The 22,206-nt window shown below is 61.7% G+C and carries 19 protein-coding genes and 1 pseudogene; 16 read left to right on the forward strand and 4 right to left on the reverse strand.

Annotated elements, in window-relative coordinates; all coding sequences use genetic code 11:
• The first annotated feature begins 2 nt into the window (after positions 1 to 2).
• The 6 genes and pseudogenes from thiO to ADU59_RS31430 form a co-directional block, all read left to right on the forward strand.
• Entirely contained in the window at positions 3 to 1,058 is a 1,056-nt protein-coding gene (gene thiO / locus ADU59_RS02110) for a glycine oxidase ThiO (RefSeq protein ID WP_068951224.1), read from the forward strand.
• Positions 1,055 to 1,252, forward strand: a complete 198-nt coding sequence (thiS, locus tag ADU59_RS02115) for a sulfur carrier protein ThiS (RefSeq protein ID WP_068951226.1) — start codon at positions 1,055 to 1,057, stop codon at positions 1,250 to 1,252. The genes thiO and thiS overlap by 4 nt, the downstream gene beginning before the upstream one ends.
• 2 nt (positions 1,253 to 1,254) lie before the next feature.
• Positions 1,255 to 2,028, forward strand: coding sequence for a thiazole synthase (locus ADU59_RS02120; RefSeq protein WP_068951228.1), 774 nt, complete (start codon positions 1,255 to 1,257; stop codon positions 2,026 to 2,028).
• Positions 2,025 to 2,630: a thiamine phosphate synthase gene (locus tag ADU59_RS02125; protein ID WP_068951230.1), complete on the forward strand. Its 606-nt coding sequence runs from the start codon at positions 2,025 to 2,027 to the stop codon at positions 2,628 to 2,630. The genes ADU59_RS02120 and ADU59_RS02125 overlap by 4 nt, the downstream gene beginning before the upstream one ends.
• Positions 2,627 to 3,373 carry a bifunctional hydroxymethylpyrimidine kinase/phosphomethylpyrimidine kinase gene (thiD, locus tag ADU59_RS02130; protein WP_068951232.1) on the forward strand — a complete coding sequence of 249 codons (747 nt, stop codon included), beginning with the start codon at positions 2,627 to 2,629 and terminating at the stop codon, positions 3,371 to 3,373. Before ADU59_RS02125 ends, thiD begins: the two co-directional genes overlap by 4 nt.
• A 236-nt stretch (positions 3,374 to 3,609) precedes the next feature.
• A pseudogene (locus ADU59_RS31430) lies at positions 3,610 to 4,596 on the forward strand (ABC transporter ATP-binding protein/permease); the annotation flags it as partial.
• Positions 4,597 to 5,415: 819 nt separating this feature from the next.
• Here ADU59_RS31430 and ADU59_RS02140 read toward each other — a convergent pair.
• Together ADU59_RS02140 and ADU59_RS02145 are read right to left on the reverse strand one after the other, a co-directional pair.
• Positions 5,416 to 5,949, reverse strand: coding sequence for a DUF992 domain-containing protein (locus tag ADU59_RS02140; protein ID WP_068951236.1), 534 nt, complete (start codon positions 5,947 to 5,949; stop codon positions 5,416 to 5,418).
• 180 nt (positions 5,950 to 6,129) lie between these two features.
• Positions 6,130 to 6,567 (reverse strand): NUDIX domain-containing protein, encoded by a 438-nt coding sequence (locus ADU59_RS02145; RefSeq protein WP_068951238.1) that lies wholly within the window; start codon positions 6,565 to 6,567, stop codon positions 6,130 to 6,132.
• 29 nt (positions 6,568 to 6,596) lie between these two features.
• On the opposite strand from ADU59_RS02145, the gene ADU59_RS30540 reads away from it, so the two are divergent.
• A complete protein-coding gene (locus tag ADU59_RS30540) occupies positions 6,597 to 6,761 on the forward strand; it encodes a hypothetical protein (RefSeq protein ID WP_158515691.1) in 165 nt (54 codons plus the stop codon).
• Between the two features lie 36 nt (positions 6,762 to 6,797).
• Here the strand turns inward: ADU59_RS30540 and ADU59_RS02150 are convergent, their stop codons facing one another.
• Positions 6,798 to 8,021: an ROK family transcriptional regulator gene (locus tag ADU59_RS02150; protein WP_068952500.1), complete on the reverse strand. Its 1,224-nt coding sequence runs from the start codon at positions 8,019 to 8,021 to the stop codon at positions 6,798 to 6,800.
• A gap of 267 nt (positions 8,022 to 8,288) precedes the next feature.
• Between ADU59_RS02150 and ADU59_RS02155 the strand changes: the two genes are divergently transcribed.
• The 8 genes from ADU59_RS02155 to ADU59_RS02190 all read left to right on the forward strand — a co-directional run bounded on the left by ADU59_RS02155 (position 8,289) and on the right by ADU59_RS02190 (position 18,620).
• Positions 8,289 to 9,560, forward strand: a complete 1,272-nt coding sequence (locus ADU59_RS02155; protein WP_068951239.1) for an ABC transporter substrate-binding protein — start codon at positions 8,289 to 8,291, stop codon at positions 9,558 to 9,560.
• Positions 9,561 to 9,642: 82 nt separating this feature from the next.
• Positions 9,643 to 10,527 carry a carbohydrate ABC transporter permease gene (locus tag ADU59_RS02160; protein WP_068951241.1) on the forward strand — a complete coding sequence of 295 codons (885 nt, stop codon included), beginning with the start codon at positions 9,643 to 9,645 and terminating at the stop codon, positions 10,525 to 10,527.
• Positions 10,527 to 11,378, forward strand: coding sequence for a carbohydrate ABC transporter permease (locus tag ADU59_RS30185; protein WP_068951243.1), 852 nt, complete (start codon positions 10,527 to 10,529; stop codon positions 11,376 to 11,378). Before ADU59_RS02160 ends, ADU59_RS30185 begins: the two co-directional genes overlap by 1 nt.
• Positions 11,379 to 11,440: 62 nt before the next feature.
• Positions 11,441 to 12,583 (forward strand): ABC transporter ATP-binding protein, encoded by a 1,143-nt coding sequence (locus ADU59_RS02170; protein ID WP_068952502.1) that lies wholly within the window; start codon positions 11,441 to 11,443, stop codon positions 12,581 to 12,583.
• A gap of 23 nt (positions 12,584 to 12,606) precedes the next feature.
• Entirely contained in the window at positions 12,607 to 14,742 is a 2,136-nt protein-coding gene (locus ADU59_RS02175) for a beta-galactosidase (RefSeq protein ID WP_068951245.1), read from the forward strand.
• A 65-nt stretch (positions 14,743 to 14,807) separates the two neighbouring features.
• Positions 14,808 to 16,823: an aldo/keto reductase gene (locus tag ADU59_RS02180; RefSeq protein ID WP_068951247.1), complete on the forward strand. Its 2,016-nt coding sequence runs from the start codon at positions 14,808 to 14,810 to the stop codon at positions 16,821 to 16,823.
• Positions 16,824 to 16,867: 44 nt separating this feature from the next.
• A complete protein-coding gene (locus tag ADU59_RS02185) occupies positions 16,868 to 17,965 on the forward strand; it encodes a Gfo/Idh/MocA family protein (protein WP_068951249.1) in 1,098 nt (365 codons plus the stop codon).
• A 10-nt stretch (positions 17,966 to 17,975) separates the two neighbouring features.
• The gene (locus ADU59_RS02190) at positions 17,976 to 18,620 is read left to right on the forward strand and encodes a ThuA domain-containing protein (RefSeq protein WP_068951251.1); all 645 of its coding nucleotides are present in this window, start codon (positions 17,976 to 17,978) and stop codon (positions 18,618 to 18,620) included.
• A gap of 17 nt (positions 18,621 to 18,637) precedes the next feature.
• Here the strand turns inward: ADU59_RS02190 and ADU59_RS02195 are convergent, their stop codons facing one another.
• Positions 18,638 to 19,681, reverse strand: coding sequence for a LacI family DNA-binding transcriptional regulator (locus tag ADU59_RS02195; RefSeq protein ID WP_068952504.1), 1,044 nt, complete (start codon positions 19,679 to 19,681; stop codon positions 18,638 to 18,640).
• 154 nt (positions 19,682 to 19,835) lie between these two features.
• On the opposite strand from ADU59_RS02195, the gene ADU59_RS02200 reads away from it, so the two are divergent.
• On the forward strand, positions 19,836 to 22,157 hold the full coding sequence (locus tag ADU59_RS02200) for an alpha-L-rhamnosidase (RefSeq protein WP_068951253.1): 2,322 nt from the start codon (positions 19,836 to 19,838) through the stop codon (positions 22,155 to 22,157).
• Positions 22,158 to 22,206 lie beyond the last annotated feature (49 nt).

A 22,206-nucleotide genomic window follows, 5' to 3' on the forward strand; every position in this document is an offset into this window, starting at 1 on the left:
GCATGCGCGTCCTGATCAGGGGGGCCGGCGTTGCCGGCCTCACGCTTGCCCATGAACTGGCGGCGAAGGGCGTCGCGGTCGAATTGGCCGAAACGTCGTCACGGCCCGGCGGTGGAGCCTCGTGGTTTGCCGGCGGCATGCTGGCGCCCTGGTGCGAGCGCGAAAGTGCGCCCGAAACGGTCCTCACGCTCGGGCGCGGTGCAGCCGACTGGTGGGATGCGGCCCTGCCCGGTCATGTCACCCGCAAGGGCACATTGGTGGTGGCGCCACCACGCGATACGGCCGAACTGACCCGCTTTGCAGACCGCACATCGGGTTTCGACTGGCTGGATGCGGATGACATCGACGCCCTGGAACCGGGCCTTGCCGGACGGTTCCGCAAGGCATTGCTCTTTCGCGGCGAAGCACATCTCGACCCGAGGCGGGCGTTAAACGCCCTGCATGGAAAACTGGCGGCGATGGGCGTGCGGTTCCATTTCAACGCCGCCATGGACTTTCCGGATGCCGGGTTCGATTGTGTCATCGATTGCACCGGGGCAAGTGCGATCGGCCAAGCGGAGGATCTGCGCGGCGTGCGCGGCGAGATGCTGATGCTGCAAACACCGGAGGTGACGCTGTCGCGCCCGGTCCGGCTGCTGCATCCGCGCATTCCGCTCTATATCGTGCCGCGCAGCGATGGCCGCTTCATGGTCGGCGCGACTATGATCGAAAGCGCCGACGACGGACCGATCAGCGCCCGGTCGCTGATGGAGCTTCTGAACGCGACTTATGCGCTTCACCCGTCTTTCGGCGAAGCCCGGGTGATCGAAACCGGCACCGGCGTGCGCCCGTCCTACCCGGACAATCTACCCCGCATCGGGGTCGATGGGAGGACCATCCGTGTCAACGGCTTCTATCGGCATGGGTTCCTGCTTGCGCCATCCGTCGCCAGGGACGTTGCAACACAAATCATCTCGCCTTCGAAGACAAAACACCTGCCGTCCACCGGGCCGTTCAAACCGGCTGCAGCAACCGAACGCAAAACCGCCACTCACCTGAAGATTGGAGCAAGCCGATGAAACTGACGATCAACGGCGAAGACCATCAGACCGATATATCCATCCTTTCGGAGCTGCTGACCGCGCTGGAATACGAAGGCGACTGGCTGGCGACGGCCGTCAACGGCGAGCTGGTGCATCGGGACGATCGCGAGGCCTTTGCACTGAACGACCGAGACCGCATCGAGATCCTTTCGCCGATGCAGGGAGGCTGATCATGCTCGAACTCTATGGAACCTCCGTCGCCTCCCGCCTTCTGCTGGGAACGGCCCGCTATCCCTCTCCTGCCATTCTTGCGGATGCAGTGCGCGCATCGAAGACGGAGATCATCACCGTGTCGTTGCGCCGGGAGACAGCGGGCAGCCGCACCGGCGGCGCTTTTTCCGAACTGATCCGCACGCTCGGTGTCAGGGTTCTGCCCAACACTGCAGGCTGCCACACCGTCTCGGAAGCCGTGTTGACGGCAAAGATGGCACGCGACGTCTTTGCCACGGACTGGATCAAGCTCGAGGTGATCGGCAATCATGACACGTTGCAGCCGGATGTGTTCGGGCTGGTGGAGGCGGCACGCATCCTGAGCAACGAGGGCTTCAAGGTCTTTCCTTACACCACCGACGATCTGGTGGTGGCGGAGCGGCTGCTGGAGGCGGGCTGCGCGGTGCTGATGCCCTGGTGCGCGCCGATCGGCTCGGCCATGGGCCCGGTCAATCTGTCCGCGCTGCGAACCATGCGCGCCAATTTTCCGGACGTCCCGCTGATCGTCGATGCCGGTATCGGCAGGCCTTCTCACGCCGCAACGGTCATGGAGCTTGGCTTTGACGCCGTGCTTTTAAACACCGCCGTCGCCGGGGCTGCCGATCCGGCCGCCATGGCCGCTGCCTTCACCGGCGCAATCGAGGCCGGCCGCACCGCCTTTCAGGCAGGCATGCTGGAGCCGCGCGACATGGCTGTTCCCTCGACACCGATCATCGGCAAGGCGGTGTTTTCATGAAGCTCGATCCCTTCTACCTGATCGTCGATAGCGCAGAGTGGATCGACCGCCTCGTGCCGCTCGGCGTAAAGCTGGTGCAGCTGCGCATGAAGGATTGCGACGCGAGGCAGTTGCGTCGCGAAATCCGCCACGCGAAAGCGATCTGCGCGGAACATGGCTGCCAGCTCATCATCAACGACTACTGGCAGCTGGCCATCGATGAGGGCTGCGATTTCGTCCATCTCGGCCAGGAAGATCTGGCCGGGGCCGATATTGCCGCCATCCGCGCCGCGGGCCTCAAGCTCGGGCTCTCGACGCATGACGAAACGGAGCTGGAAACGGCGCTTGCAGCCGCGCCCGACTATGTGGCGCTTGGGCCGGTCTGGCCGACGATCCTCAAAAAGATGAAGTGGGAACCGCAGGGACTGGACAGGCTGCGGGACTGGAAAGCGCGGATCGGCCCCCTGCCCCTTGTGGCGATCGGCGGCATCAATGCCGACCGTATCGATAGCGTTTTTGCCCATGGCGCCGACTGCGCCGCCGTCGTGACCGATATTACCCTCCATGCCGATCCGGAGGCGCGGACACTGGAATGGATCGAACGGACGGCCCGTTTCAGATGACGCGCAGTACACCGCATATGCTTGTCGTGGCTGGGTCCGATTCCTCGGGCGGCGCCGGCATTGTCCGCGACATCGAGACGCTGGCAGCCTTTGGGATAAAGGCGTCGGTCGCGATCACCGCCGTCACCGCCCAGACCCATCGAGACGTTCTTCACGTCGAAACTATCCCCCCCGACCGGGTTGTCCAACAGATGCATGCGGCGCTGACGGCCAATCCGGTCACCGCGATCAAGATCGGCATGCTGGCAACAACAGCAACAATCGAGGCTGTTGCCAAGGTACTGGCGAATCATCCGGACATTCCGGTGGTGCTCGATCCTGTTCTGGTCTCCACCTCCGGCGGTATGCTTCTGACACCGGGCTCGATGGCTGCACTGCGCGATCTGTTTGGGTCTTGCACGCTGATCACGCCGAATCTACCGGAACTTTCACGGCTGACGGCGGTTGAAACGGCTGGAGCAAGAGAGAATGCGGCCGGTCAGGCGCGGCGCCTGATTGCGGCCGGTGTGCGAGCGGTGCTTGTCAAGGGCGGTCACGACGATGGAATGGAATCCGTCGATATCCTCATACAGCCGGATCGGGCCGATCAATCCTTCGCGGCACCGCGCCTTGAGGCCTCGATGCGCGGCACCGGCTGCATGCTGGCGAGCGCGATTGCCGCGCGCCTGGCTTTTGGCGACAGCCTTGCAACCGCGATTGCCACTGCCAAGGCCTTTGTCCATCGCAAGCTCAGCGAAGGATAAGCCGGGACTATCCGGCATCCAATTCGCGGCATCGACCAGCAGCCGGATCGGTTGGACAGCCTTGCAACACATTCCGCTCATATTCTTCGATAGGGGGAGCGCCTCGGACGCGCTATATTTGGCAGGTCAACACCGTGTTGGAGAGATTCGCGCCGATGTCGCATCAAAAAAACGGTCAGAACACCCCACCCGCAGAGACAGACGACGAACAGCCATTTCGCGAACAGTTGCGAATGATGCAGAGGGCTTTCATCGCTTCGCCTGTCCGCCAGGCGATCGTCTGGCTCGCAGTTGGTATCGTCACAGTCATCCTGGCAACGTCGTTCGGCCAGATTCTGCTCAACAGATGGTACAAGCCTTTCTATGATACCCTGGAGCGGCGCGATCTCTCGGCCTTTCTGTTGCAATTCATCACCTTTGCCGAGATTGCCGGCACGCTTCTGATCCTCAATGTGCTGCAAACCTGGCTCAGCCAATGGATCCGGATCAAGCTGCGGGAAGGCCTGACGCTGGACCTCATCAAGGAATGGATGCAGCCGGCCCGCGCCTTCCGTCTCGCCAATGCCGGCGCCATCGGCATCAATCCGGACCAGCGGATACACGAGGACGCGCGCCATCTCGCCGATCTGACGGCCGGTCTTACCATCGGCCTGTTGCAGTCGGGCATCCTGCTTGCCAGTTTCATCGGTGTCCTCTGGTCGCTTTCCACCGGCTTCGTCTTTCATATCGGCGGCTACAACATCGATATTCCCGGCTATATGGTCTGGGCCGCGTTCCTCTACGCCGGCACGGCAGCCACCTTGAGCTGGTTCGTCGGCCGCCCGCTGGTCAAGCTCAACGGCGAACACTACGCCCGGGAAGCGGTGTTGCGGTTCTCGCTGATGCGGGTCAACGAGCATATTGAAGCCGTCTCGCTTTCCTCGGGCGAAGCCAACGAAAAGCGCCGTCTCCAGCGCGACCTCTCCTCCGTCCTGGAAATCAGCCAGAGCCTGATGCTTGCCCTGACCCGGCTGACATGGGTGACGGCCGGTTATGGCTGGATCACGGTCGTTGCACCCATCGTCATCGCAGCCCCGGTCTATTTTGCCGGCGATCTCAGTTTCGGTGGCCTGATGATGGCCGTCGGCGCCTTCAACCAGGTGCACGCCTCACTGCGCTGGTTCGTCGACAACATCGACAGCATCGCCGACTGGCGGGCGACCCTGCTGCGGGTGGCCGCCTTCCGTTCTGCGATCCTGGCTACAGACGAACGGCACGAAAACGACAAGCGCATCGAGTTTGCAAAGACCGACGGCCACCGGTTGACGATCGACCGCCTTGAAATCGCGTTGCCTTCCGGATGTATCAAGCTGGCGGAACCTCATGTCGAAATCGCCCCGGGCGACCGGGTCCTCGTGACCAGCGCGTCGGACGTGGAAAAGGCGCCGTTCTTCCGTTCCATCGCCGGGCTCTGGCCGTGGGGGCATGGCCGCATCGCCCTGCCAGAAGGCGACGGCATGGCCTTCGTACCCCGAACGCCCTATTTTCCGCCCGGCACATTGGAAGAAGTGCTCTCCTACCCCAATAACCCCGGCAGTTTCAAAAAGGCGGACATGGTCTCGGTGTTGTCCAAGGTCGGTCTTGGCAAGCTGAACAATCACCTCGATCAGGACATGCGGACAAGACTGAAGCTCAACGAACTTGAGATCAGGCTGCTTGCCATCGCACGGCTTGGCCTGCACAAACCGCGCTGGGTGATCATCGATGAGGCGCTCGATACGCTGGAGCGCGACGCATACAACACCGTTCTGAGCTTCCTGGAACAGGAGCTTGGCAATGCGGCAATCGTCAATATTGGCAGGATGGCATCCGGCGACCGCTTCTTCACCCGCGTGTTGCAGCTTCAAAGCGATCCAGGCGGCAAATCTCTACGCCTGCTCAGGCCCAAAAGCCTGCGCACCGGGAATGCAGAACTGGCGGATTGAATTGGCAGACGCTACGCATGGCTTTCGAGCGAAAGCCATTGCCCTTCCGCTGAAGCGGAAGGGCATGACACGAATGGCTCAGTTCGCGGAGGTGAGCGTCATCGATGCACCGCCGGCGGCGATGTTGAGGCCGAGCTGGCCGGTCACGCTGATCGACTGCAGATGGATCGAACCCGACGTGCCGCCAACCAGAACGTTGGCGCCGACACCGGCGCCAATCGTCGCTTCGGCGCTGGCACCCTGGTAGATGCCGCTCAGCGAACCTTGATGATAACCGGCTGTCGGTGCCAGAACGGCCCAGACGAGCCTGCTACGCGTCGTGAAGCCCAGATCGACGCCAAGCTTTCTGACCGTGCCGGTATAATGATCCGTACGCTCCCTGCCGACGCTCGAATGGAAGGTGCAATCGACCTCCTTGGCCGAGCCGAGAACGTAACCGGCGCCACCGCCGATATCGCATTCGAGGTAACCGATCTTCACGCCGCCACGCACATCGCCCTCTTCATAGCTGGGAGCGGGCGCACTCTCTGCCAAATCGGCTGCGCGAACAGCTGTCGAACCAACGAAAGCCAGCGACGCAGTGGCAAGCGCCATCGCAAGTGTCTTCTTCATCATTCTTTCCCCCTCAATCCGTGACCGGTGCAATGGTAACCCGGCCGTCCGGTTGGTAAATGCAGCAATAGACAGTGCACAATTTACCTTTCATTAGGACATTTCAAAGGCAAAGCCGCGAAAGCGGTGCCGCCGGTTCCCAACGCACGCGCCAGCCAGCGCATCGCCAGGTGGAAATATCTATGAAAAGAGAGCGGACAAAGGATAGGGCAATGCGAGCGGCGGCATGTCGTCCCGCGCGAAATATCCAAGCGATCTTGTCTCGCTGTCCGTCCACGAACCTTGATCTTCAAGAACCCGGCATCCGAACAAAGTGACGACGTATTCGACCTGATCGCCATTTGGATACGTGTACCGAAACTCCCTTCCGCCGAAAACGCCGAGAATGGCGGTTGGGGTGACGACAAGACCGGTCTCTTCCATCACCTCTCGAATGATGGCTTCCTGCGGCGTTTCGCCTGGCTCGATTGCACCAGCAGGCAGACTCCACCCTTCGCCCGAGGCCTTCTCCTGCAGAAGCAGATTGCCCGCGTGATCGTGGATGGCGGCAGCAACCGAGGGGAGCAGGAGCAAGCGGTTTCCGATCAAACCGCGAAGATTCATGGGATAGGATGTCATTCGGGCATTTCCCTTGGAGTGGATAGCCAATGCTGTATGCCGAGAAACGATTCGGCAAGAGCGCCGATGAAGCGCCTTTCTGTGGCCTCGCCAACAGGCACATGCCGGAGAAAGCCTTTGGCGATCCGTTAAGCTGGGCGGGTGGAAACGCAGAGCGTGGCGGCTTCGTCCGCCGCCTGATCTCGCCTCGATAGGGTTGATACCGGTGCAAACGGGATAAGCCATACAAACTATAAAGGCTGGCGCTGCTCCTTGCCCGGTGCGCGGCCTTGATCCAGTGACGGCGCCGCGTTGCCGGCCGAGGTTTCGAAATCGAATATCTTCTGGGTGACCAACGCCGCGGCTCCCCTTGCCCAGGAGTTGTCCTCCCAGTCCGGCAGAACCGGCGGTGGAGCGCGGAACGTGTTTTTCTCGAGCGCTGCGCGCAGCGGACCGAACAGCGCGTCGCCAAAGGATACCGCCTCGCCGCCGACGAGGATGACCTCCGGATCGGTGATGTTGACGAGATTGGCGAGATGACGGCCGATGCCGTTTCCTGCCTCTTCCAGGACAGCGATCGCCTGTGGCTCACCAGTCTTCAAGGCAGCCAGAAGCTCGGACCTGCCCGCCACCTCGCCACGACCGGTGGCGTTGCGCCATGTGCTGAGGATCGCCGGCTCGGCATAATAGGCCATGAGACAGCCGCGCTTGCCGCATTCGCACAGACGACCGTTTTCCTCAAAGGAGGTATGGCCAAACTTGCCGGCCGCCCCGTTGGCGCCGCGATAGAGTTTGCCCTCGAAGACCAGCGCGCAACTGATGCCGACGCCGATCGCCAGCACGGCCATGTTGCGATGCTGGCGCCCGAGGCCGAACAGTTGCTGGGCAATCGCGTAGGCGTTGGTATCGTCCTCCAGCCAGACGGGAACATTGGCACGCTCGGCCAGCATGCGGCCGAGCGGGACATTGTCCCAATTGTAGCGATGGCTACGGATACAGACCGCCTTGTGATTGTCGATGACGCCGGGCATGGAGATGCCGATTCCGGCCAGCCGCGCGCCCGGACGATCGACGAGCGACACCAGTTCGGGCACCGCCTCTGCCAATGCGGCTACGATATGATCCGGATCGTGACCGGCAAGCGGCAGGCGTAGCGAACCCAAAGGATTGGTGGCGAGATCGGTGACGACGCATTCCACCGAGCCGACCATCAGCTTGAAGCCGATCGCGAGGCCGCTGGCGTAGTCGATATCGATCGGGATGGGACGGCGTCCGGTCGAGCCGGCCACGGTCTTGCCCTCGATCAGCAGGCCTTCATCGATCAGATCGGCCACCACGAAAGTTACAGCGGCCGGGCTGAGCCCTGTCACCGAGGCGATGTCGGCCCGGCTGCGCGCGCCGTCCTGCCGCAGCAGATTGAGGATCAGTCTGCGGTTCATCGCCCGGGCCGTGCTCTGGTCACCTTTCAGCTTCACGAACATTCTTTCTTTATTTTGTAAATTAATTATTGCCTCTGGTTGGAACATATGCATAACTTTGCCCGATTGATCAACACCCGAACCGGGTTCTGCGGAATTTAAATCCGGTTCATTCTGGCAATGTCATCGCGATCCGAAAGGAGCGGGCAAGTATATGCTTTGCCCGAGGAGATGCCTTGTCTTGCCGGGCTCGCAAACGGCCGTTGAGGAGAACGGCCGCACGGACGGGATTGGTGAAGAGCGACAACACAGGGAGGAGTGACAATGACATTCAGGTGGATTGAACAGGCATCAACAAGACGTACGTTCCTCAAGGCTGCCGGCGGCGTTTCCGCTGCGGCACTGACGACCGGTTTCTCAACGCCGGCCCTCGCCCAATCGGCTGAGGTCACGGTCATCGCGGCGGAAAGCAATGCGAAAGCGCTGGAGATCCTGCGCCGCATCGGCGCGGATTTCGAAAAACAGTCCGGCACCAAGGTCGTGATCAACAATATGGATCACGAAGCGCACAAGACGGCGATCCGCAACTACCTGGTCGCCGGTGCCCCCGATGTCTGCTTCTGGTTTTCCGGAAACCGCATGAAGGCCTTCGTCAACCGCGGGCTTTTCGACGACATCTCCGATCTCGTCGAAAAGGAAAAATACAAGGACGTTCTGGGCGCCACCATCGGTGCCGTCACCGTCGATGGCAAGCAATACGGCCTGCCGACCGGCGGCACCATGTGGGGCATGTTCTACCGCAAGGACGTCTTTGACGAACATGGCCTGACTGTGCCGACGAACTGGGACGAATTCCTCGCCTATGGCAAGAAATCCAAGGATGCCGGCCTTACCCCGATCGCGATCGGCACCAAGGAACTTTGGCCGGCTGCCGGCTGGTTCGACCAGATGAACCTGCGCATCAACGGTCTCGACAAGCATTTTGCCCTGATGAATGGCGAGATGGCCTATACCGATGCGACGCTGAAGCCGGTCTTCGACCATTGGGAAGAGCTGATCAAGCAGGGCTTCTTCACACCGGACCATACCTCGTTCGGCTGGCAAGAGGCCGGCGCCTTCCTTGCCCAGAAGAAGGCCGGCATGATGAATCTCGGCGCCTTCGTCAAATACGCCTTCCCGGAACAGGATGTCGGCCAGCTCACCTTTGCCCCCTTCCCCAAGATCGAAGGCATCGATCGCTACGAGGAGTTTTCGGTCAACTCGGTCCACATTCCGGCCAATGCCAAGAACAAGGTGGGCGCCCGCGAATTCCTCGCCTTCTTCTACCAGCCGGAAAACTTCAGTGCCTATCTGGAGCCCGGCGGCAACGTTCCACCACGCAACGACCTTCCGGCCAGCAAGGACCCGCTGGTCAATGCTGCCGTGGAAAACCTGAAGACGGTGGCCGGCACGTCGCAATATTACGACCGCGATACCGATCCGGACATGGCCCAGGCCGGCCTTACCGGCTTCCAGGAGTTCATGGCAAAGCCGGAACGCCGCGATGCCATCCTTCAGCGCCTCGAGGGAACACGACGCCGGATCTTCAAGATCTAGCGCCTCCCGGCGGAGGGGAGCGGGCTTTGTTCCGCTCCCCGATGCCTGCCCATATCCATACCGTGAATGAGGTACCCCAAGGATGAAGACCCTTTGGCGCCGCCATCGATGGTGGCTGACACCGACGCTCCTGATCATGCCTGCCGCCATTCTGTTTTCCGTCGTCATCCTGGCGTCCTCGGTCGAGAGCCTGTGGATCAGCCTGCACGAATGGGACGGCTTCGGCCCGATGATCTGGATCGGCTTCGACAATTATCGCGAACTCTTCAACGATCCGCAGTTCTACGTCTCGCTGAAGAACAACCTCATCTGGCTGGTGATGTTCATGCTCGCGCCGCCGCTGGGGCTCGCCATCGCACTTCTGGTCAACCAGAAGATCCGCGGCATGCGGTTTTTGAAATCGCTGTTCTTCATTCCGCTGGTACTCGCCTCGGTCGCCGTCGGTGTGGTCTTTTCCTGGGTCTACACGCCGCAATTCGGGCTGCTGGCGATCATCTTCCGTTTCTTCGGCGCAACCGCGCCAGCCGTGTTGTCGGACGAGCATTTCGTCACCTTTGCAGTGGTCACTGCGGCGCTCTGGCCGCAGACCGCGTTCTGCATGGTTCTCTATCTCGCCGGCCTCAACAATTTGAGCGAAGACCTGATTGGCGCCGGGAGAGTCGATGGCGCCAAGGGGTGGAACATGCTGCGCCACATCGTGCTGCCGCAGCTGACACAGGTCACCTTCATCGCCATTGCCGTCACCGTCGTCGGCGCGCTTCGCTCCTTCGACATCATCTCGGTGATGACCAGCGGCGGGCCGTTCGGTTCGTCCTCGGTGCTTGCCTACCAGATGTTCGAGCAGTCGATCTTTTCCTACCGGTTCGGCTATGGCGCGGCGATCGCCTCGGTTCTGTTCGTGATCATGTCCGTCTTCATCGTCTGGTATCTCTCGCGCATCATTCGCGCCGAAGAAAGGGGTGCGTAATGTATCCTCGCCCCATTCCCGAAACCGCCGTCTGGCAGCGCCGCCTCTATGTCGCCGTCGTCGTCGGCATCCTGATCGTCTGGCTCGGCCCGCTGTTTGCCGTCATCCTCACCTCGTTCCGCTCGATGCAGGATGTGATGGGCGGCAATCTCTGGGGCTGGCCGACCCAGTTCGGCCTGATCGAAAACTACACCGCCGTCTTCACCCAGACGCCGATGGTGCAGTATTTCCTCAACAGCCTCATCATCACCGTCCCGTCGGTGATCGGCGTGCTGATCCTCAGCACGCTCGCCGGCTTCGTGCTTTCCAGATACCGGTTTCCCGGCAATATGCTGGTTTTCGCGCTCTTCGTCGGCGGCAACTTCCTGCCGCACCAGATCATGATGATCCCGGTGCGCGACCTGATGGTGAAGCTCGGCCTCTACGATACGACCATGGCGCTGATCATCTTTCATGTCGCCTTCCAGACCGGCTTTGCCACCCTGTTCATGCGCAACTTCATCGCCGCGCTGCCGGACGAACTGTTCCAGGCGGCCCGCGCGGAAGGTGCAACACCGTTCCAGACGCTGGTGCACGTGGTGATCCCGCTGGTGCGACCGGCGCTGGCGGCTCTTGCCATCCTGCTCTTCACCTTCATCTGGAACGATTATTTCTGGGCAGTGGTGCTCACCATCAGCGACAGCGTCAAGCCGGTCACGGCCGGCCTTGCCAACCTGCGCGGCGAATGGGTCTCGGCCTGGAACCTCATTTCGGCCGGAACCATCATCGTCGCCGTGCCGCCGGTGATCATGTTCTTCCTGATGCAGAAGCACTTCATCGCCGGCCTCACCATGGGAGCGGTCAAGGGATGACGGATATTCACCTCCACGCCTCGACCGACAGACCTGAAACCGCAATCGCCAAGCAGGATGCCATGACCAGTCTCGAACTCCGCCAGATCCAGAAGAACTATGGCGCCTACCATGCGCTGCGCGGCATCGACCTTGACGTCGAACAGGGCGAATTCATTGTCATGGTCGGCCCCTCCGGCTGCGGCAAGTCCACGCTGCTGAAGACGATCGCCGGGCTCGAAACCATCTCGTCCGGCCAGATCCTCATCAATGGCCGCGATGTCAGCAACACCGAACCGGGAGAGCGCGGCATCGCCATGGTGTTCCAGTCCTATGCGCTCTATCCGCATATGACGGTGGCGGAAAACATGGGCTTCGGCCTGCGCATGGCGCACCGGCCGAAAGCCGAGATCGACGCCGCCGTGCTGCGCGCAGCAAAAATCCTGCGCATCACCGACCAGCTCGACAAGCGGCCGAAGCAGCTTTCCGGCGGCCAACGCCAGCGCGTCGCCATCGGCCGGGCGATCACCCGATCGCCCGACGTCTTCCTGTTCGACGAACCGCTCTCCAACCTCGACGCAGCGCTGCGTACACAGATGCGCGTCGAGCTTTCCAGCCTGCACGCCAAGCTCGGCGCTACCATGATCTACGTCACCCATGACCAGGTCGAGGCGATGACCATGGCCAGCCGCATCGTCGTGCTCAATCACGGCTCGATCGAGCAGGTCGGATCGCCACTGGAACTCTACCGCAACCCCGCCAATCTCTTCGTCGCCGGTTTCCTCGGAGCGCCGCGGATGAACTTCTTCGAAGTGACCGTGGATTCCGTCTCCGGCCGCAGCGCCACTGTCTCGGCGGCTGGCCTCGCGCCTTTGTCGATCGAACTGGCGGACGGCGCTTCAGTTCAGAAGGGCGACACATTGACGATGGGGGTCCGCCCGGAAAACCTGAGTGTGGTTTCCGATCCCGCAACGGCAACCTTCTCCGGACAAGTCCGGCTGGTCGAGCATCTTGGCCGTGAAACCATCCTCTATGTCGATGCCGGTCCGCTGCAATGCGTCAGCTCCGAAAGCGGCAACGGGACTGTCACCGTGCAGATCGGCCATGTCACCGCCATCTTCGCAGACGCCGCCATCGGTCTCAGCATCGATCCGCGCGACGTCTATCTGTTTTCCTCCGGCGCGGCGCGGACGATCAGCACCCGCAAATCCATCCTCGCCGACTGACCTGCCATTTCAGGAGCATTTTCATGACCAAGACTTCGCGTGCCCTCTCCGTCTGGCGCACCATCGACACCGACACGTTTCTGGTCGGCACGCCGCATTATCCCGAGCATGTGGACGAAAGCTATTGGGACAATGACGCCCGCCGCATGGCGCAAGCCGGCTTCAATACCGCCCGCCTCGGCGAATTCGCCTGGCACATCTTCGAACCGCACGAAGGCACCTTCGATTTCGACCTGTTCGACCGGGCGATCGCTGGCCTTGGCCGCCACGGCATCAAGACAATCCTCTGCACCCCGACCGCGACGCCGCCGCGCTGGCTGACGGTCAAACACCCGGAGATCCTGCGGCTCGACGGCAACGGAAGATCAATGAGCCACGGTTCGCGCCAGCACGCCGATACGTCGAGCACGATCTTTCGCGCGTATAGCCGCAAGATCACGCAGGCGATGGCGGAGCACTACCGCGACAATCCGCATGTCATCGGCTGGCAGACGGACAACGAACTCAACACCAGCATGCCGGAATCCTATTCGCCCTCCGCGCTGAAGGAATTCCAGGCCTATCTGCAGGACACCTACAAGACGATCGACAAGCTCAACTTCGCCTGGGGCGGCGACTTCTGGGCGACGGCTTACGACGATTTCAGCCAGGTCGTCTTCCCACAGGACTTCGCCCCGACCTTTCCCGGCCCCGGCCACCTGCAGGACTACCATCGCTTCCTCGCGTTTTCGACCGCGCGCTTCCAGCACGATCAGGTCGAGATCCTGCGGGCCACCAACAAGGACTGGTTCATCTTCCACAATCTCGGCGGCCTGCGCGATATCGACTTTCGCGGCCAGTTCTCGACCGATCTCGATTTCGTCGGCTACGATATCTATCCGTTCCTCTATGACGAGTTCTTCCGGTTCGGCGATCATGCGAAGGCGCAAGCCTTGCATCTCGACGTCTGCCGCGGCTTTTCGGGCAACTATATCGTGCCGGAACAGCAGTCGGGCTTTGGCGCCCAGCCGGGTTTCTGCACGCTGACGCCGGAACCCGGCGAGATGCGCCGCATGGCGATGTCTTCCGTTGCACGCGGCGCCGACGGGGTGATGTTCTTCCGCTGGCGGCCCGCCCATTTCGGCGCCGAGATCTACTGGATGGGCGTCATCGATCATGACGACGTCGCCCGCCACCGCTATGACGAAGCAAAGCAGTTCGCAACCGAAATGACGGCGCTGAAGGACAAGATCCTCGGTACATGGGTGCGCATGGATGTCGGCATCGCCGGCTCCGATTTCGACAACCAGGAAGCCCACAAGACCTTTCCGATCGGCCTGCCGAGCCCGCAGGACGACGCCATCCTGCTGCATCAATATTGCTATGACCGCGGTATCGCCTGTGGCTTCATCCACCCGGAAGACGATCTGTCGAAGCTGAAGGTCTTCTACGTGCCGCACTGGGTTATCTGGAAGGACGGCTGGACCGAGCGGCTGGAAACCTTCGCACGCAATGGCGGCACCGTCATCATCGGTGCCCGCACCGGGACCCGCGACGGCAACAACCACGTCATCCGGGAGACAGCACCGGGGTCGTCATTGTCTAAGCTCACCGGTGTGCGCGTCGAGGATTTCGGACGGCTGGCGGCACCGGGTGCCAACGGCCTGTTCGCCACCATGACACGCTCCGGCGGTCTCGTCATTCCGCCCGACAGGCCGGCCGAATCCAGCCGCCGCATCCGGCGCTTCACCTTCGGCAACCGGGAACTCGATGCCGGATATTTCTACGAGAACCTTGCCGTCGATAGCGATGTGGAAGCGCTCGGTGTCTGGTCGAACCGATATGCCGAGGGCACGCCCGTTATCACGTCCCGCACCGTCGGCAAGGGCCGCGTGCTTTATGTCGGCACCTACCTCACCCCCGAACTTACCCACCAGTTGACCACCCGTACCTTTGCGGACGCGGATGTTGCGCCGCTGGTTGCCGGTCTGCCTGAAGGCGTCGAGGTGACATTGCGCGAGAACGGCGAAAGGCGCCTGCTCTTCCTGCAGAATATCAAGGACACGACCGCCGAGGTGACGGGTGTCCCGTCAGGCAAGAACCTGCTGGACAGCGACAGGGCCATCACCGGTGCACTGACGCTTGAAGGCTACGGCTGCGCCATCATCGAATTGAACTGAGGGCTGGTACCGGTAGGATAACGATCGCCACCGCCGGAGCCCTGCATCTGAAAAGGAATGAAAGCATGACCACCACAGGCAAAATCCGCTGGGGTATTCTCGGTCCCGGCACGATCGCCAAGGACTTCTTCGCCGGTGCCGCGCAATCGGACAACGGTCCGATCGAAGCGATCGGCACGCGCAACCCCGGCAAACCCGGACTGGCGGAAAGCTTCCCCGGAACGCGGATCATCGACGGCTATGACGCGCTGCTCGCCGATCCGGAGATCGACGCCGTTTATATCGCCATACCCCATCCCGGCCACGCCGAATGGGCGATCAAGGCGGCGGAAGCGGGCAAGCATGTGCTGTGCGAAAAGCCGATGGGCCTTTCGGCAGCCGAGGCGGAGGCCATGCAGGAAGCGGCCCGCAAGGCCGGCACCTTCCTCGGCGAGGCCTATATGTACCGCCTGCATCCGCTGACGGCGAAGCTGATCGAGCTCTTGAAAGCCAAGACCATCGGCGATGTCAGAATGATCAAGTCCAGCTTCGGCTTCGCCAAGCTGCCCTTCGAACCCGAACACCGGCTGTTTTCCAACGCACTTGCCGGCGGTGGCATTCTCGATGTCGGCGGCTATCCGGTTTCGATGGCAAGGCTGATCGCGGGCGTCGACGAGACGTCCGGCGTCCTCAATCCCGACAAGGTGACAGCCGTCGGCCATCTCGGCGAGACCGGCGTGGACGAGTGGACATCGGCGCTGCTGCAGTTTCCCAACGGCATCATCGCCGAGGTTTCCTGCTCGGTTTCGCTGGCGCAGGACAATGTTTTGCGGATCATCGGCACCAAGGGCCGGATCGAGCTCGACCAGTTCTGGTTTGCCGGCGGCAAGCAGGGTGGCGAGAGCACGATCCGCATTATCGGCGCGGACGGCAGCCGCAGCGAGGTCGTGGTCGATGAGCCCCGTCATCTCTATAGCTTCGAGGTCGATGCCGCCAGCGATGCTATCCGCGCTGACCGCATCGAGTTCACCTATCCCGGCATGAGCCGCGCCGACACACTCGGCAATCTGCGTGTGATGGACAAGTGGCGGGCAGCGATCGGACTGGAATACGAGAGCGAGAAACATACGGCTCGCACGCGAACGCTGAAAGGCGAGACACTGGCCCGCAAGACCAACAAGGTCGCGCGCGGCCGCATACCCGGCCTGCCCAAGGAGGTATCGCTCGCCGCCCTTGGCCTGATGGAGTTTTCCACATTCTCGGGCGCGGCCATCGTTCTGGATGCCTTCTTCGAGGCCGGCGGAAATCTCGTCGATACTGCGTTTGGTTACGGCAACGGGCTGCAGGATCGTCTGGTCGGCGAATGGGTCCGCAGCCGTGGCGTGCGTGAAGAGACCGTGGTGATCGGCAAAGGGGTTCATACGCCGCTCTGTTATCCCGACGTGATCGCCAAGCAGCTGACCGTCAGCCTTGACCGCATGAAGGCGGATTATGTCGACATCTACTTCATGCATCGCGACAATCCCGACATCCCGGTGGGAGAGTTCGTTGATGCGATGGATGCCGAGGTAAAGGCAGGGCGCATTCGCGGCCCGTTCGGCGGTTCCAACTGGACCCGGGAACGCTTCGACGAGGCGATCGCCTATGCCGAGCGAACCGGCAAGACGCGGCCGAGCGTGCTGTCGAACAACTTCTCGCTGGCAGACATGGTCGATCCCGTTTGGGCCGGCTGCATCGCATCGACCGGCAAGGAGTGGATGGACTGGCTCGCGGAGAAGGCGGTCACCAACTTCGCCTGGTCCAGCCAGGCGCGCGGCTTCTTCACAGAACGGGCCGGACGCGGCAAGATGGACGACGTCGAGCTGGCACGCTCCTGGTATTCCGAAGCCAACTTCGCCCGCCGCGACCGGGCCATCGAACTTGGAAAGCGGATCGGCAAGGACCCCATTCAGGTGGCGCTCGCCTATGTGCTGGCGCAACAGGGCCGCGTCGTGCCGCTGATCGGCCCGGGCTCGCTGGCCGAACTCAACCACAGCATGGAAGCCTTCGACATCAAGCTTTCGCAGGATGACGCCCGCTGGCTCGAAAGGGGTGACAAATGAGCGCCGGCACGTCATCAATGGCATCGCGGAGCGGGGAGGAAACCATGCGGCGAATCGGTATCGGCATCATCGGCTGCGGCAATATTTCGGACGCCTATCTGAAGGCCGCGCCGAAATTCCCCGTGCTCGACATTGTCGGCGTCGCCGATATCAACCCCACGGCGGCGCAAGCCAAGGCAGAAGCCTATGGCGTCGCGGCCATGACCATCGACGGGCTGCTGGCTGATCCGCGCATCGCGATCGTGCTCAACCTGACGACACCGCAGCATCATGTGCCGGTGGGGCTACAGGCGGTGGCGCAGGGCAAGCATGTCTATTCGGAAAAACCGCTGGCAACGACGCTCGCCGATGCCGAACGGCTGGTTTCGGCGGCCCGCGAAAAAGGCGTGCGGGTCGGCTGTGCGCCCGACACCTTTCTTGGCGGCTCACATCAGACCGCCCGCCGGGTGATCGACGAGGGTACGATCGGCACCATCGTTGGCGGTTCCGCCTTCATGCAGGTGGCCGGCCACGAACTCTGGCATCCGAACCCGGATTTCTACTATCAGCCCGGCGGCGGCCCTATGCTCGACATGGGTCCCTATTACCTGACCTGCCTCGTCAATCTGCTCGGTCCGGTGAAATCGGTAACCGGCCAGGCGAAATCGTCTTATCCTACCCGCACCATCGGTTCCGGACCGCGTGAAGGCCAGGTGGTCACCGTCGAAGTGCCGACGCACATTTCCGGTCTGCTCGATTTCGAGAATGGCGCGGCGATCTCGATCACCACCAGTTTCGATGTCTGGAAGCACGAGCATAACCATATTGAACTCTACGGCACGACAGGAGCGATGATCGTTTCCGATCCCAACCAGTTCCAGGGCGACATCAGGACCAGCGAGCGCAAGGGCGACTGGACGGTGGCCGAACAGGTTCATTCCTACGGCGACGGCAACTACCGTATTCTCGGCCTTGCCGACATGGCGCAGGCGATCGTTTCCGGGCGGGAGCACCGCGCCAATCTCGATCTCTCCCTGCATGTTCTGGAGATCATGGAATCGATCATCCGCTCTGCGGAAATAGGACAGCGCATCGACCTGAAACATGGCTGCGCCCGGCCGGCGCCGATGCGCGCCGATCTGCCTTTCGGAATTCTGGAATAGGGACAATAGCATGAGCAAGACAGCACTGATCTTCTGGGGCGGCTGGGAAGGCCACACGCCGGCCCGCAGCGCCAATATCGTCAAGGAAATGCTGGCGGGGCACGGGTTCGATATCACGCTTGAGCAGGGAACATCAGTGCTCACCGGCTCCGATATCTCGCAATTCGATCTCATCGTTCCCATGGTCACCATGTCGACGATCGAGAAGCCGGAACTGGAAAATCTTGTTGCCGCGGTTCGCGGCGGTACCGGTCTTGCCGGTTTCCACGGCACCATGGGCGACAGCTTCCGCAATGAGACCGAGTACCAGTTCATGGTTGGCGGGCAATGGGTTTCCCATCCCGGCAATATCATCGACTACCGGATCGACATCGCCAAACCGGACGATCCGATCGTCGCAGGCATCGGCGGTTTCGCCTATCGCTCGGAGCAATATTACATGCATGTCGATCCGAGCAACGAGGTGCTGGCGACGACGACGTTTAGCGGCGAACATTTCGAGACCATCGCCGGCGTCGTCATGCCGGTCGTCTGGAAACGGCGCTACGGCAAGGGCCGCGTCTTCTACAGCGCGCTGGGTCATACGGCCGACGAATTCGACGTGCCGCAGATGAAGACGATCTTCGAGCGCGGCGCGCTCTGGGCCAGCCGATAGGCGAACGGACGGGCGGGCTATCGTTTCAAGCCGAGGCTCGCCCTCCTCACCAGCGAAGGCTCCATCAGGATATGGGTCGCCGCAGTGCGCCCCTCGATCCTTGACAGCAGGGTCCGCGTTGCCGTCTCGCCGAGGTGGCGGCCCGACTGATCGATGCTCGCAAGGTTGATCAGGCTGAGTGCCGATGTCGGCGAATTGTCATAGCCGACCACGGCCAGATCTTCGGGAACACGAATCCCCAGTTCCGCGGCAAGACTGAGGATGGTGACCGCATCGATGTCGCTCCAGCAAAAGATCGCCCGGGGCCGGCTTTCAGAAACCAGAAACGCCCGCATCGCCTCTTCGCGCCGCGGTGAATCGATAGTAATGTTGATGATTTCCGGCTCTCCCGGAATGCCGGAGCGCTGCATCGCCCGACGATAGCCGATTTCGCGCTGGCGGACGACGGAGACCTTGTACCCCTCATCCGCATCCTGGCTGAGCATCGCGATGTCGCGATAACCACACTCCAGCAAGGCCTCGACGGCGATCTCCGCGCCGCGCTGATCGTCGGTATTGACCGTATCGAATGCCTCGGCAAAGGCATCGTGGTAACCGAGCGCGACGATTGGAATCTGGGTTGCGAAGGCCGCGACGACTTCGGACGGCAATCGCGGCGCGACGAGAATCAAGCCGTCCATCTTGTAGTCGATCATCGTTTCGATCAGCGACGTCTCAAGCTGGGTGCGCGCCTCCCCCACCCCGATCATCGCCTGATAATTCGAGGGCGCCAGCACGCCGTTGACGCCGGCAATCACGCCCGGAAGGAATGGATTGCCGATCTCGACAAGCAGAAGCCCGATGGTGAATGTCTGGCCGCGAAGGCCCCGCGCCGTTCTTGACGGCCGGTAGCCGAGTTCCTGGATAGAACCCGTCACCTTGCCGCGCAGATTGTCGCTGACGCCATAGGCGTTGCGAAGAACCTTGGACACGGCAGCGACGGAAACGCCGGCATGTGACGCAACGGTACGAATGGTGACGCGGTCTATTTTGGCGGCCTTCGGCCCGTCTTTCGGTGACATGAATTCCCTTGCGGCAAGCGGTGCCAAGCCTTCGAAAACAGCTCGCCGGAACACCATGACAGGTTGTTTTGAAAATTTCTATTGCGCTTCCCAAAAAAATGTAGAACGTTACACATATAACGTTCTACACGACGAACGTGACAGGGAGGAAGAGATGGATTTTCAGTCTGCAGCCGTCAAAGGCGGCATCGTTTCGCGCACCTGGACGGCGGACATGATCGCGCCGCTCGCAGATCAGGGTGAAGGCACCCGTGCCAGCTTCGTCGCCAAGAGCTTTACGCTCACAACGATCCCGACGACCGCCAAACTCCACATTTCCGCTCTTGGCCTCTATCGCTGCTTCCTCAATGGCAAGCGCGTCGGCAACGATCTCCTGACACCCGGCTGGACCAATTACGACCACCGAATCGCCTATCAGGGCTATGACGTGGCCGGCCTTTTGCAGCGAGGCGAAAACCGGTTGGAAATCTGGCTCGGCGACGGATGGTACCGCTCCCCCATGATGTGGAGCGACAAGCCCATTCCCAATTGCTGGGGCAGCCGGATCGCGGCGATCGCCGAGCTTGCCGGCCCCGATGGCATCATCCTGTCGACGGATGCCAGCTGGGTCAGCGGCGGATTGCCCGTCCTCAAATCCGGCATCTATTTCGGTGAAATCTACGATGCCCGCGACGAGGCGCGCATCGACAGCCACGGCACGGAGGCCATCAGCTTCGACAAGACGCTGCTCGTCGCCCATGAAACGAAACCGGTTCGTGAAATGGCTCCGATCGCGCCGATCGAAACATGGGTCGACGACCAGGGACGGACGATCTACGACTTCGGGCAGAACGCCGGCGGCTATGTGCGCTACACGGTCGAGGGCACAGCAGGCGCTGAAGTCCGCGTCGAACATTCCGAGGTTCTCGGCCCCAATCGCTATTTCGACAACCGCAACTACCGGACCGCGACCGCCCATACGATCTATACCCTGAGCGGCAAGGGTGCGGAAACCTACGCGCCCTATTTCACATTTCAGGGCTTTCGCTATGCCCGCGTCACCATCACCGGGGAGGCAAAGATCACCGCGATCGCGTCGGTGCCGATTTCGTCCGTGCCGCATGTCGCGGCGGGCTTCACCTCGGGCAACCTGCTGGTCAACCGTCTGGTGGAAAATACCATCTGGTCGCAGCGCGCCAACTTCATCGAGGTACCGACCGATTGCCCGCAGCGCGACGAACGCCTCGGCTGGACGGGTGACGCCCAGGTTTTCGCGGCGACCGCCTGCTGGCTGACCGACAGCCAGAGCTTCCTGCGCAAATATCTGCGCGACGTGATGGCGGATCAGCGCGAGGACGGCGCGGTCTCCCACTTCTCACCCGATCCGACCCGCCTTCATCCGGCGAACTTCCCGGGCTTTGCCGGATCGACCGGCTGGGGCGACGCCATCGTCGTCATCCCCTGGGTTCTCTATACGCATTACGGCGATCGCGCCGTGCTGTCCGAATGCCTCGATGCCATGGTGCGCTGGGTCGATTTCGTCTGGTCGATTTCGGACGGCCCGCTCGTGCGGCCACCGTCCCACTGGGGTGACCGCGGCTTCACCTTCGGCGACTGGCTGCAGCCGGTCGGAGACAACCGCAAACCCCGGCCGACGATCTCGGATGATTGCGCTGCGACACTCTACCATTTCATTGCAACCGACCTTCTGGCCAAGATCGCCGGCGTTCTCGATGAAACGAAACTCCAGAGCCAGATGCAATCGCGCGCCAACGACATCCGCAGCGCTTTCGCCCACGAATTCATCGCGCCGTCCGGCCGGCTGGCACATAACGACCAGACATCCTATGCGCTGGCCTTTCTCTACGATCTGATCCCGGCCGAGCACTACGAGGCTGCCAGACGGCATTTCAAAACACTGATCGAGGATGCCGACTACAAGATCGGCACCGGCTTCATCGGGACGCCGGCGCTCTTGCCGGCATTGACCAAGCTCGGTCTGGACGAGGTGGCCGGAAAAGTCTTCCTGCAGCAGGACGTTCCCGGCTGGCTCTATCAGGTTTCGCAAGGCGCCACGACGATCTGGGAGCGCTGGGACTCGATGGCGCCGGATGGCACGATCTACGAGCCCGACATGAACAGCTACAACCATTATGCCTATGGCGCCGTCTGCCAATGGCTGTTCGAAAGCGTCGCCGGCATCGCCCCGGATCCGCAGGCGCCGGGCTTTGCGGAGGTCATCATCGATCCCGCTCCGATTGCTGCGCTGTCGCCGGTATCGGCCTATCACGATGTGGCCCATGGCCGGATCGAAGCCGGCTGGGAGTGCACCGGTGACGAGGTCGTGTATACGTTGACGCTGCCCGAGGGGTGCAGCGGCCGCTTCCGGCCCGGCCCGCGGCACGGAACACCTGTCCTGAATGGCAAAGCGGTCACTGGAGAAACCGTTCTTCCGCCAGGACAACACCATCTCACCTTCACACTGCAAGGATCGTAAGACGCATTCATCGAAAGGCCACCGTCAAACCGTTCGGAGGAGGAACGAC

It is taken from the genome of Pararhizobium polonicum, assembly GCF_001687365.1.
Classification (GTDB): domain Bacteria; phylum Pseudomonadota; class Alphaproteobacteria; order Rhizobiales; family Rhizobiaceae; genus Pararhizobium; species Pararhizobium polonicum.

Excerpts from the sequence above, each read along its gene's own strand:
- ADU59_RS02170 (WP_068952502.1), top strand. The coding sequence starts at position 11,441 with ATGACCAGTCTCGAACTCCGCCAGATCCAGAAGAACTATGGCGCCTAC.
- ADU59_RS02120 (WP_068951228.1), top strand. The coding sequence starts at position 1,255 with ATGCTCGAACTCTATGGAACCTCCGTCGCCTCCCGCCTTCTGCTGGGA.
- ADU59_RS02160 (WP_068951241.1), top strand. The coding sequence starts at position 9,643 with ATGAAGACCCTTTGGCGCCGCCATCGATGGTGGCTGACACCGACGCTC.
- ADU59_RS02125 (WP_068951230.1), top strand. The coding sequence starts at position 2,025 with ATGAAGCTCGATCCCTTCTACCTGATCGTCGATAGCGCAGAGTGGATC.
- ADU59_RS02195 (WP_068952504.1), bottom strand. The coding sequence starts at position 19,681 with ATGTCACCGAAAGACGGGCCGAAGGCCGCCAAAATAGACCGCGTCACC.
- ADU59_RS02145 (WP_068951238.1), bottom strand. The coding sequence starts at position 6,567 with ATGACATCCTATCCCATGAATCTTCGCGGTTTGATCGGAAACCGCTTG.
- ADU59_RS02175 (WP_068951245.1), top strand. The coding sequence starts at position 12,607 with ATGACCAAGACTTCGCGTGCCCTCTCCGTCTGGCGCACCATCGACACC.
- thiS (WP_068951226.1), top strand. The coding sequence starts at position 1,055 with ATGAAACTGACGATCAACGGCGAAGACCATCAGACCGATATATCCATC.
- ADU59_RS02155 (WP_068951239.1), top strand. The coding sequence starts at position 8,289 with ATGACATTCAGGTGGATTGAACAGGCATCAACAAGACGTACGTTCCTC.
- ADU59_RS02190 (WP_068951251.1), top strand. The coding sequence starts at position 17,976 with ATGAGCAAGACAGCACTGATCTTCTGGGGCGGCTGGGAAGGCCACACG.
- ADU59_RS30540 (WP_158515691.1), top strand. The coding sequence starts at position 6,597 with ATGCTGTATGCCGAGAAACGATTCGGCAAGAGCGCCGATGAAGCGCCT.
- thiD (WP_068951232.1), top strand. The coding sequence starts at position 2,627 with ATGACGCGCAGTACACCGCATATGCTTGTCGTGGCTGGGTCCGATTCC.
- ADU59_RS02140 (WP_068951236.1), bottom strand. The coding sequence starts at position 5,949 with ATGAAGAAGACACTTGCGATGGCGCTTGCCACTGCGTCGCTGGCTTTC.
- ADU59_RS02200 (WP_068951253.1), top strand. The coding sequence starts at position 19,836 with ATGGATTTTCAGTCTGCAGCCGTCAAAGGCGGCATCGTTTCGCGCACC.
- thiO (WP_068951224.1), top strand. The coding sequence starts at position 3 with ATGCGCGTCCTGATCAGGGGGGCCGGCGTTGCCGGCCTCACGCTTGCC.
- ADU59_RS02185 (WP_068951249.1), top strand. The coding sequence starts at position 16,868 with ATGCGGCGAATCGGTATCGGCATCATCGGCTGCGGCAATATTTCGGAC.
- ADU59_RS02180 (WP_068951247.1), top strand. The coding sequence starts at position 14,808 with ATGACCACCACAGGCAAAATCCGCTGGGGTATTCTCGGTCCCGGCACG.
- ADU59_RS30185 (WP_068951243.1), top strand. The coding sequence starts at position 10,527 with ATGTATCCTCGCCCCATTCCCGAAACCGCCGTCTGGCAGCGCCGCCTC.